We start from the raw sequence: 11857 nt of genomic DNA on the forward strand, positions 1-11857 counted from the left end.
CGGACATTAAAATGAAACGTATTGAATTTTTAAAAGCACCAATGGATATTGCCACCATGCAAGAGACGGTGTCTTTTATTGAAAGTAGAATTGAGCAAAAGCAGTTTTTACAGCATGTTGTGGTTAATGTAGCTAAAATAGTAAATATGCAAAAAGACCCTGTTTTAGCTGAGTCGGTTAAAGCGTGTGAAGTAATTAATATTGATGGTATGGGCGTTGTTTTTGGCGCACGCTTTTTAGGACACAATGTACCAGAGCGAGTAGCTGGGGTTGACCTTTTTCATGAACTGTTATCAATGAGCGCCAAGCGCGACTTCCCTGTGTTTTTACTTGGTGCCACCGAAGAGGTGGTTAGCAAAACAGTAAGCAAAGTTAAAGCGCAGAACCCAAATTTAAACATAGCAGGTTATAACGATGGCTACTTTTGGGATGATGAAGAGGCCGTTGTCACTAAAATACGCGAGTCGGGCGCTAAGTTATTATTTGTTGCGATTACCTCGCCTAAAAAAGAAAACTTCATAAATAAGTGGCAAGACAAACTCGGTGTAGACTTTGTTATGGGAGTAGGCGGTACGTTCGATGTTGTAGCAGGTAAAGTAAAGCGTGCACCCCTGTGGATGCAAAAGGCCGGTTTAGAGTGGCTATATAGGGTAATTCAAGAACCAGGTCGAATGTGGAAACGTTACTTAATTACAAATTCTAAATTTGCATACCTTTTGATAAAAGATAAGTTTAACGGTTGATATTGAGAAGCCTATTTAAAGGTACTTATCCCCTCACACAATTCTACTATACCTCTTCAGAGATTAACGACAAAAAGATAAGATTAACGTGAAATCGTTGATCTTTTCTTTTAAATGTGAGTATTAACTAAAAATTAACATTTTGCAGTCCTTTATGGTGTTTTTTTTGTTTTTTTAAATTTTTTTTTATTAAAACGAACTGTAAGTCATTGATATAAAGTTTTTACTCTTTTTTAGGTACAATAAATTAGTACTTTCGTAGTGTTTTTTGTTCCTTTTGATTTTATTTGTGTATATAATGTTCACCAATTATTCGATGAATTAACTTTCATTAAACAAATGACTTAAATTTGGTGCCATCATGCACTTTTTCATTTTCGAGGGATAAAATGACTAACTCACTATTAAAATTTAAAAAATTGAGTGCAGTGATCGCACTTACGCTAGCCAGTTCTACAACACTGGCTGCAGATTTAGGCGTTGCCAATGATTTTTCTGCATTTGTTTTTAATGATTTTAAATCGAATTTTGGCCGAGCTGATGGCGCTATTGCAGCAGGTGAAATTGATCTTAAAGGTTACAGCGTAGGTTACACCCGCCCATACAGCCCAGAAGAATATTACCTAATTAGTGAATCTACCATTGCCTTTAAATATGGTCGCCAATATGTAGGTAGCATGATCGCTGGTGGCGGTACTGATATTCACTGGGGTGTACGTTGGGGTATGGAGTGGGGTTCTAAAATCCTTTCTAATCAAAATGAATCGGCCATGCCATTTAACTTTGATGAACAAGAAGAGTATTACAAAAATTTAAGCGCCGAGTTAAACCAGTTAAGCCAAACAGGTACAGTTTACCGTAAATGGGGTGGCCTTTACTTACAAGGTGATGGCAGTTCTGATAGACAAGTATTTAATTTAGATGCTCGTGATTTTGCCAAAGCGCACACATTTAAAGTGTGGGGTATACCTGCTGATGCCACAGTAATTTTTAATATTACAGGTGATGACAATGTAGTTGTAAAAGGCAAGAGTTTTGCCCGTTTACGCCACCATGCAAGTAAAACAGTATTTAACTTTACTAATGCTCAAAAGCTAGACATTAAGGGCAACCGCTGGGAAGGCGTTGTATTAGCACCATATGCCGATATTAGAGGTGTATATGGTACAGCTAAAATGCCTATTATCGGCCAAAGCTTTTACGGTTCAATGGCGCTATTAGGTGGTGAATTTGATGGTGATTTACCATCAGTGGCACAGCCAATTTCCCCATTTGCAATCGAGCAAAAGTGGCACTGGAATTCAAGTGATTTCATGCCTGATTATAACCAAGTTATGGCGACTCCTGTTGTTGTTCAATTAAATGATGATAACGGTGATAGCGTTATTGATAACAACGATGTGGCAGATGTGGTTGTTGTTTCTTACAAAGGAAAAGACTTATCTAATGGTATTTTAAGAGCGTTAAGCGGAATTGATGGCACTGAACTTTGGAGTTATGATGCTGGCCAGGTTGTTGATGCTAGGCATACTCCTGCTGCTGCTGATTTAGATGGAGATGGCCTGGTCGAGATAATAGTTTCTAATAAATTGGATGATTTTATAACTATTGTTGACAATAAAGGCGTTACTAAAAAGCAAATGTTAAAAGCAAGTTCAAAATGGGAAGGTACTGGGAATATTGCAATTGCGGATATTGATAGTGATGGTATTCCTGAGTTTATGCTAGGAGACAGTGTATATAATTATAACTCTGGTGTTATATTTACCTACGGTTGGTCTGCTTCTCCAATTGCGTTTGACTCTAATAACGATGGTGTCCAAGAGGTTTTTGGTAAAGGCGAGTTAATTGATAAAGACGGAACAGTATTGTGGTCTTATTTGGGTGATGATTTAAGCTGGTTCTCATCCATAGCTGATATTGATAATGATAGCCAGCCCGAGGTCATTCTTTCTATACCTTCAACTTCTGGCAAAAGTAGTATTGTTGTGCTAGAGCAAAATGGTAATGTTAAATGGCAAGTAAACAATCCGGCTAACCCTGGAGGCGGTGCTCAAGCTATTTCAAATTTCTTAGGCGCTGATGATTTGGGTATAGTTTACTCTGGTTTTAGCTCGATAGATATGTACAGCCCAGCTGGTGATATCGTTTGGACAGTAACTAACGATGACAAATGGAGCGGGAAAATGGGCGTTAGCGCGTACGACTTTAATGGCGATGGCATTGATGAAGTAATAGTACAAGATCACTTTAAAGTAAGAGTACTAAATGGCCTTAATGGTGAGGTACTATCGACTGTTGCAAACTCTACTGCAACACTTTGGGAGTACCCAATTGTTGTTGATCTTGAGGGTGATAATAATGCAGAGCTGATTGTGGTTTCAAACAATTCTGATAGCAATTATATTATAAATAATGGTGTTACTGTATATGGTACTGCCGATACCAGTAAGCCTTGGAAAAATGCTACCCGCATTTGGAACCAGCACTCTTACCACCAAACTAATATTAATCAAGATGGAACTGTACCAACTGTGGAGTCACCAAGCTGGTTAAATAACAATACTTACCGCTCTAGTACACTTAAATAAAAGCTATTTATAGCAAATAAAAAGCCAATTAAGTTTTAATTGGCTTTTTATTATTAAATAGTTGTTTAAAATAATTGGCAATTAATAATCACGTTGAATTTGAGGTTTTTTTGTCGAACTTACAGCAAGACCCCGCTATTAGAAGTTTACTAGAGCGAATGCCTAAAAACATTCAATCTACCTTTACTGATGAACAGTTAGCGCATCTAAAAATAGCCATTGGTGCTAGGCAGTGGGGTAACCATGCCGTTGATTGTAGAGGCGTAGTTAAGTTTTTTAAATACCGTTATTACTATGTTTTTTTAGCAGGACGTAATAGGCGTGAATTAAGTGCAAAAGAGCAAAAAGTAGCAAGGTTTACTCAAGCATTAATTTTAAGTACCGCAACTACTTTTTTTATTTTATTTACATTGCTGGTTTTATATTTGATTAAATCTGCATTGGGAATTGATGTTTTTGAAGGATATTCGTTTGGTGTTTGGAGTTGGTTTAAGGGCTTATTTAATTAAACTTAAATAAAATGTGAGTATTTATTTTAATACTTACTAACAAAGCAAGAGTTAGCTAAAAGATATAAACATTAATTTTAGTACTTTTGTCGGAATCAGCAATTGAACAAAATTGGCTAATACTATATTATCCCCATGGATTTTGTGGGGCGTCACTCACACTGAATTAGCTATAAGGAATTAAGCAAAATGACATCTCCAAGGACTTTTAAACCTTCAGGTTCCTCTGATGCCAATTTTTACCGATTATTTGATATATTTGCGTTGTTTTTAGCTTTTCAGTGCGCAGCCCTAATTTATGATTTTAAACTCACTCCTATTTATGCCGCTTCTGCATTAGCTGTTGCACTTAGCTACTTGTACAGTGCTGAGCTTTTTTCTACCTACCGTTCTTGGCGTGCTGGTAAATTTAGAACCATGGTAATGTGTGCATGGGGTAGTGTTTTAATTGCCTTTGCGTTTTTACTGGTTGTGTCTTTTTTATTTAAGTTTACTGAGTCGCTTTCTCGCGTGGGAATCGCGATTTGGTTTATGCTTAGTGTGGCGTATTTATATATTTGGCGTTTGGGTGCTTATTTATACAAACGCAATCGCCGTAAACTAGGTTTGTCGCAGCGGTGTGTTGCCATTATTGGTGCTACAGAGTCTGCTGCTTATTTACATGCAGAAATTGTAAAACACGACGAGCTAGGTTTTAACTTTAAAGGCTTTTACGATGACAGAAGCCCTGAACGTTTGTTTGAGCAACTTGAACAGCAAGGTGTTGAGGGCGGTATACAAAGTGCAGTAGATGCAGCACGTAATGGCGAAATAGATATACTTTATATTGCACTCCCTATGAAAGCGCAAAAACGCATAGCTGATATTTTATTACAGCTTGGTGATACCACAGTAGATGTGCACATAGTGCCCGATTTTTTACTCTCAAACTTAATACATGCCCGTATTGAGCATGTGGGCGATGTAGATACTTTAAGCGTTTTTGAAGCGCCGTGTATTGGTGCTCACGAATTTATAAAACGAACAGAAGATATAGTTGTTTCGGCTATTATTGTTATTTTAATCACCCCATTATTATTGACTATTGCTGCCGCAATAAAGCTAACATCTAAGGGGCCTATTATATTTAAGCAAGATCGCTATGGCTTAGATGGCCGCAAAATAAAAGTGTGGAAGTTTCGCTCGATGACCGTGACCGAGAATAGTGATGTAGTGACTCAGGCAACCAAAAACGATGCCCGCATTACTCCACTAGGTGGTTTTTTACGCCGTACTAGCCTTGACGAACTGCCGCAATTTATAAATGTTTTAAAAGGCGATATGTCGATTGTTGGGCCAAGGCCCCATGCTGTTGCTCATAACGAAGAGTACCGAAAAAAAGTAGAATTTTACATGTTTAGGCATAAAACCAAACCGGGAATTACCGGTTGGGCACAAATTAATGGCTGGCGCGGCGAAACCGATACTTTGGATAAAATGGCTAAGCGAGTTGAATACGACCTACATTACATTAAACATTGGTCTTTATGGTTTGATGTTAAAATAATTTTTATGACAATTTTTAAGGGATTTAAAAGTGAAAATGCGTACTAATACAATTACCACTTTACTTGTTGCGTTAGGCTTAAGTGCACCTGCATTGGCAGTAGAATTACAACCAGGCAGTGTAATGACTAAAGACGGCGCTGAGATTACACCTACGCTACAGTTAGGTGTGAGCAGCAACGACAACTTTTTTATGACGCCGTCTGCCACTCAGTCACGTTTAATATGGAATATAGCGCCGAGTTTAAATGCATTGATTGAAGATGGCCCAGACAGTTATAAATTTGATATTGCATCAAGCACGTCGTTTCATAATAAAGACACAACCGATAACTTTACTCAAGTAAATGTAGGCGCAGGTGTGCATAAAGAGTTTACTAGTCAACACCGTTTAGATGTTACTGGTGATGCCGACTGGTTGTACGAGCCACGTGGTGGCGGATTAACTGAAGGCCAGGGCAGCGCTCTAGATGAGCTTGTAAATTATCAGCAACAAAACCTAACTGCTCGCTACGAATACGGCGCACAAAGCTCTAAAGCAATGGTTGCTTTAACTGCGGGTTACTATAACAAAAATTACCAAAATTTTACGGCTATATCTCAATTTCGTAATTACGATAAACCTATGTTAGGTGTTATTGGTTATTATAATACCCAAGCAGGCACGCGCGCATTTTTAGAAGTAAAGCAAGAAAACTACCAATACGATGTGATTGATTCAAACGGTATTACCCGTGACTCAGACGACGTAAAAGTATTATTAGGTATGGAATGGGAAGCCACAGCCGTTACTACTGGTTCATTTAAAGTCGGTTACCAAAATAAAGATTTTGAGTCAAGCCTGCGCGATAACTTTAGTGGTTTAAGCTGGGAAGCCGCAGCTGTTTGGAAGCCGTTGACCTATTCAACTTTACAATTAGTTACCAGTCGTGCCGCTAAAGACCCTTTATTAGAAGGCGATTACATTCGCGAGAGTGTTTACGGTGCAACGTGGCAGCATGATTGGAGCGAGTATTTAAGCTCGGTAGTCAGTGCTAATTATGTTGATCAACAGTACTCTGGTAATTTTAATCGTAAAGATAAAGTTAAAAATGCCCGCCTAGGCTTAAATTATTTAGCCAGTAACTTTGGTATGGTAACCGGCTATGTTGATTTTATTGATCGTAATTCAACTCAAGCGGACATTGAATTTGACCGCGTGATTGTGGGCCTAAACTTTACATTTGCATTAAAGGGAAATGAATGAAGGTTAAAATTTTAACTGGCTTAATATTGTTACTGAGCTTTTGTAGTTTTGCGAACGATTCGCAAAACTACATTTTAGGTGCAGGTGATAAAATAGAAATTAAAGTATTTGGCCAGCCTGATTTAGATGTAACCTCACTGCTTGGCAATAGTGGTGAGATTAACTACCCATTTTTAGGTAAGGTGAAACTTGTGGGTTTAAGTGTTTCGCAAGTTGAGCAAACAATAAGCGAAGGCCTGCAGCCAGATTATTTAGTTAACCCTAATGTGTATGCGCAAGTTATAGAATACCGGCCTTTTTATATACATGGTGAAGTTAAAGAGCCAGGCGCATACCCCTATCAACCCGCTATGACAGTAAATCAAGCAATAGCATTAGCCGGTGGGTTAACTGAGCGCGCCTCAGTTGACAAAATATTTATTTTTAAAGAGCAAACCAAACAGCAGCAACAAAAAGGTAGTTTAAACAGCCAAATTGCAGCGGGTGACACCATAAAAATAGAGCAGCGCTTGTTTTAAGCAGTTTAAGGCAGTAATAATAAAATGAATACACACTCTGAAAAACCTAGCAACAACGAGGAAGTTATTGATTTAGGTGCTTATCTTAATGTTATTAAGCAAAGCAAATGGAAGATTTTAGGTTTTGCTATTGTAGTTACATTACTCACTATAATGGTTGCTTTAACGTTAGTGCCTAAGTATGTGGCTACAGCCACTTTATTGATTGAGTCGGAGCAAACCAAAGCGGTGAGTTTTGATGAAATTTATGGTTTAGATTCTACTAAAAAAGAGTATTATTTAACTCAGTTTGAAGTGATTAAGTCAAATAGCATTGCCCGTGAGGTAATTACTAAACTTAACTTAAAAGATCATACCGACTTTATTGCTAGGCCTTCACTCACTGGTGAGCTTAAAGCTATTGTTAAGCAGCTTTTACCCTTTTTAAATAAAAAAGAAGGCTCTGTTCTTAGTGAAGAAGAGCAAGCAGAACGTGAAATGCTGGGCTTATTAGCTGCATTTAAGTCTCGTTTGAGTGTATCCCCAATAATTAAAACTCAGTTGGTTCGCGTTAGCTTTGAGTCGAGCGATCCTAAGTTGGCTGCGTTAGTCGCTAATACTGTGGGTGAGGTTTACATAGAAAGCCAAATGCGCGCAAAAATGGGCATTACCCAGCAGGCATCGAGCTGGTTAAACACGCGTTTATCTGAATTACGTATACAACTAGATAGCTCTGAGGTACGTTTACAAGCCTATCGAGAAGAGCAAAAGCTGGTTGATATAGAAGGTATAGCAGGGCTGGTTACCCAAGAGCTTGAGCAAACTTCCAAACAATTAGTTGATGCTCGCGCGACTAAAAATAACCTAGAAAGCATTAACCGTGTAATTAACGAATATGGTAACGAAAACATAGAGCTACTTGGCAGTATGCCAGAGATTACTTCACACCGTGTAGTACAAGATGTTAAACGCGAAGTAGTATTGGTTGAGAGAAAGGTAAGTGAGCTTGGTGAGGTTTATGGCCCTAAACATCCTAAAATGATTTCAGCAAAGGCTGAGCTTGTTACAGTTAAAACTAACCTAAATAAGCAAATTAAAGGTTTAATTACCGGTATAGAAAAAGAGCTCAACAGAACCACACGTACAGTAAATGCGCTTGAACGCGATTTAGCTAAAATTCGTGATGAGTATCAAGATATTACCCGCAAAGAAACCCAATATAACCAACTAAAGCGTGAAGTAGAAACAAACCGTAATATTTTTAATACCTTTTTATCTCGCTCTAAAGAAACTGAAGTGACCAGTGACTTTAGTTCAGCTGCTGCTCGCTTTACTGACCGTGCTTATGCACCAAACCAACCTAGCAAGCCTAACAAAAAGTTAATTGTTATTTTAGCTTTTGTGGCAAGTTTTGGTTTTGCAGTGGTAATGACCTTTGTTTTTGATGCCTTAAATGACACAGTTAAAAACAAAAACGATGTAGAAAATAAACTTGCGCAGCGTATGCTTGGTTTGTTGCCTCACGTTGCAGTTCCTAAAAAGAGCTATTTTCCTATTCATGCTTATTTAGAAGATACTTATCGCCGCTTTGCTGAGTCGGTACGTACATTCCGCACTAGTTTATTGTTAACTCATCTTGACCGAGCGCATCAGGTTATAGCGGTTACCTCTACCTCCCCAGGAGAGGGTAAAACCACCACCTCTGCCAATTTAGCGATGTCGTTGGCACAAATGGGCAAGGTATTACTGATAGATGCCGATTTACGTAAACCAACGTTAGCTAAACGTTTTGATATACCTGTATTTCACCCAGGTTTAAGTAATTTAATGATAGGTACTGAGCAACTAGCTGAGTGTGTACATGTTGATACACAATCGGGTGTCACTATTATGCCAAGCGGGCAAATACCGTCGAATCCACTTGAGCTTTTATCAAACCCACGTTTTGCTGAGTTACTTGGCGAGTTAAAAGCGCAGTACGATCACATTATTGTTGATACACCGCCTACACAGGCAGTAAGTGATGCATTAGTAATTGCGCAAAGTGTTGACTCGGTTGTTTATGTTGTTAAGTCAGACATAACCCGTATTAAACCAATTACAGCTGGCCTTGAGCGTTTATTTGAAGTAAAAGCCCATGTTGCTGGTGTGGTACTTAACAAGGTAGATATGAGTAAGTCTAAAGATGAGCATAGTCATGGTTACTATGATTATTACGATTACTCTCAGCAACCTGAAAAGCCACAAGCGTAACGAAGTTAATTTATGATTGATATTCATACGCATATTTTGCCGGGTATTGATGATGGCGCTAAAGATTTAACTGAATCTTTAGCGCTTTTAAAATTGGCTGAAAACGACGGCATTACTCATATGGTGGCAACGCCACATATACATATGGGTCGCTTTAACAATGCGACTGCTCAAATCAAAAACGATTTAGAGAGTTTAAAGCTAGAGGCACATAAAGAGGGTATTAATGTTAAATTAGCGGCTGCTGCTGAGGTGCGTTTAGACGTAGAACTTATGGCAATGGTGATGGCTAATAAGCTGCCTTTTATTGGTAAAATAGCAGACAAAAATGTGTTGTTATTAGAGTTACCGCATTCACACATGCCACAAGGTTACGATAAGTTTATACAGTGGCTCGCTAAACAAAACACACGCGTTATTATTCCGCACCCTGAGCGTAATCGCGATATTCAGTCAAACCTTTATTATATTCAGCACTTAAAGCAGTTAGGCTGCGACTTTCAATTAACTGCATCGAGTATTGAAGGCGAGTGGGGCGAAAGCGCTCAAGCTATAGCGTTACAAATGCTAAAAGATGGTTTAGTGAACTATGTTGCCTCTGATGCCCATTCAGTAAAGCGCCGACCGCCTATTTTAAGCCAAGCTAAAAATACAGTAGCGCAGTTAATAGGTGAAGAGCAGGCAACAGCGCTTTTTGTAACTAACCCGCTGCAATTAACCGAGAGCTTATTTAATGACTAAATTAAACATGGTCAAGGTAGTGCCTGCTGTTATTTTAGCTCTAATAGTGCTTGTAATTGCATATAGCAGCATGCAAAGTATGCGCGCTAATGCATGGTACTTTCATGCACTTAATATTGTGCAAGAGTCGGATGGTGCTTTATCTGGTTCATCGCTTCAAGCTGCAGAAAATGCGATTACGTTAGCTACGAATATGGATCCCGAGCATCCTCATTATTGGCATTTTTTAGCCCATATCAAATTACTAAGCCTCAGTGGTATAGATAGCACATCAAGTGAGCAATCAGATAAAGTAAAGCAAACATATCAACAAGCTGAGCAGGCGTTATTAAAGTCAGTTGAGCTTAGACAAACTTGGGCACAAACTTGGATGAGCTTAGCGCAAGTTGTAAGTTATCAAGAGGGACCAACAGAGCGGGTATACAATTATATTCAGCAAGCCAAAAAAGTAGGCCCATATAAGTTAGATATTCATTTAGGCATTATTCAAATTGCGTTAATGCACTGGAGTGAACTACCACCTACCTACAAAGCCCTTTATGTGAATGAGCTTAAATTAGCTTCTAAATATGGTTATAAATTTTATGATGTGTTTAGTATGGCTGAGCAAATGAATCGTTTGCCAATAGTGTGTTTATCGCTGCAATTTGGTTCTCATTATGAGGCTATCAGAGGCAGCTGGATGTTTAATAAATACTGTGGTTAAAACACGAGCCACGAGCTTCGAGTAACGGGCCTTGAACCTCGCAGCTCGTCTACTCTGAACTTTAACCTTTTTTGAACCACAGAGAGCACCGAGGCGCTTCGTGCTGCACAGAGAAAAAGCTTCAATTTTGGAAATCTAATAACTAAGAACAGTTCTTTAATCTTTGTCTTTAATTACTTTCTCTGTGTTCTCCTATCCTCTGTGGTAAATAAATTTTTAAGAGCTTATTGTAATGCCCAGGTCCGGTTGTCCGATCCCCGCAACCAGTTAACTTTCTCCTAAAACCTTTATTTTTGAACCACAGAGAACACCGAGGCGCTTCGCGCTGCACTGAGAAAAAGCTTCAATTTTGGAAATCTAATAACTAACAACAGTTCTTTAATCTTTTTCTTTAATTACTTTCTCTGTGTTCTCCTATCCTCTGTGGTAAATAAATTTTTAAGAGCTTATTGTAATGCCCAGGTTCGGTTGTCCGATCCCCGCAACCAGTTAACTATCTCCTAAAACCTTTATTTTTGAACCACAGAGAGCACCGAGGCGCTTCGCGCTGCACTGAGAAAAAGCTTCAATTTTGGAAATCGAATAACTAACAACAGTTCTTTAATCTTTGTCTTTAATCACTTTCTCTGTTTTCTCCTATCCTCTGTGGTAAATAAATTTTTAAGAGCTTATTGTAATGCCCAGGTCCGGTTGTCCGATCCCCGGAACCAGTTAACTTTCTCCTAAAACCTTTATTTTTGAACCACAGAGAACACCGAGGCGCTTCGCGCTGCACAGAGAAAAAGCTTCAATTTTGGAAATCTAATAACTAACAACAGTTCTTTAATCTTTGTCTTTAATTACTTTCTCTGTGTGCTCCTATCCTCTGTGGTAAATAAATCACTAAGTTCTTATTGTAATAATAGGGCTGGGTGAGTGATTAAGCTCGTAACCCGACTCCCGAGGCCCGTTAACTTTTGCCTAGACAAAAAAAGACCCAGAGCTAAAAGAACTCTGGGTTATAGAGGGGCTCGTATTTGAGCCCTG

At 38.7% G+C, this 11857-nt stretch carries 9 protein-coding genes; all 9 read left to right on the top strand.

The window, feature by feature from the left end:
• Positions 1–11 precede the first annotated feature (11 nt).
• The 9 genes from PTET_RS06675 to PTET_RS06715 all read left to right on the top strand — a co-directional run bounded on the left by PTET_RS06675 (position 12) and on the right by PTET_RS06715 (position 10831).
• Positions 12–743: a WecB/TagA/CpsF family glycosyltransferase gene (locus PTET_RS06675; RefSeq protein ID WP_096038383.1), complete on the top strand. Its 732-nt coding sequence runs from the start codon at positions 12–14 to the stop codon at positions 741–743.
• 389 nt (positions 744–1132) lie between these two features.
• On the top strand, positions 1133–3334 hold the full coding sequence (locus tag PTET_RS06680) for a choice-of-anchor A family protein (RefSeq protein ID WP_096038384.1): 2202 nt from the start codon (positions 1133–1135) through the stop codon (positions 3332–3334).
• Between the two features lie 110 nt (positions 3335–3444).
• A complete protein-coding gene (locus PTET_RS06685) occupies positions 3445–3843 on the top strand; it encodes a 3-phosphoshikimate 1-carboxyvinyltransferase (RefSeq protein ID WP_096038909.1) in 399 nt (132 codons plus the stop codon).
• 189 nt (positions 3844–4032) lie between these two features.
• Positions 4033–5436: an undecaprenyl-phosphate glucose phosphotransferase gene (locus tag PTET_RS06690; protein WP_096038385.1), complete on the top strand. Its 1404-nt coding sequence runs from the start codon at positions 4033–4035 to the stop codon at positions 5434–5436.
• Positions 5420–6634: an outer membrane beta-barrel protein gene (locus PTET_RS06695; protein ID WP_096038386.1), complete on the top strand. Its 1215-nt coding sequence runs from the start codon at positions 5420–5422 to the stop codon at positions 6632–6634. The genes PTET_RS06690 and PTET_RS06695 overlap by 17 nt, the downstream gene beginning before the upstream one ends.
• On the top strand, positions 6631–7152 hold the full coding sequence (locus tag PTET_RS06700; RefSeq protein ID WP_013464725.1) for a polysaccharide biosynthesis/export family protein: 522 nt from the start codon (positions 6631–6633) through the stop codon (positions 7150–7152). The genes PTET_RS06695 and PTET_RS06700 overlap by 4 nt, the downstream gene beginning before the upstream one ends.
• 24 nt (positions 7153–7176) lie before the next feature.
• Complete coding sequence (locus tag PTET_RS06705; protein WP_096038387.1) at positions 7177–9384, top strand: GumC family protein; 2208 nt, start codon at positions 7177–7179, stop codon at positions 9382–9384.
• A gap of 12 nt (positions 9385–9396) precedes the next feature.
• Entirely contained in the window at positions 9397–10125 is a 729-nt protein-coding gene (locus PTET_RS06710; RefSeq protein WP_024601428.1) for a tyrosine-protein phosphatase, read from the top strand.
• Positions 10118–10831 carry a VpsP family polysaccharide biosynthesis protein gene (locus PTET_RS06715; protein WP_024601429.1) on the top strand — a complete coding sequence of 238 codons (714 nt, stop codon included), beginning with the start codon at positions 10118–10120 and terminating at the stop codon, positions 10829–10831. The genes PTET_RS06710 and PTET_RS06715 overlap by 8 nt, the downstream gene beginning before the upstream one ends.
• Positions 10832–11857 lie beyond the last annotated feature (1026 nt).

Source organism: Pseudoalteromonas tetraodonis (genome assembly GCF_002310835.1).
In the GTDB taxonomy this organism is placed as follows: domain Bacteria; phylum Pseudomonadota; class Gammaproteobacteria; order Enterobacterales; family Alteromonadaceae; genus Pseudoalteromonas; species Pseudoalteromonas tetraodonis.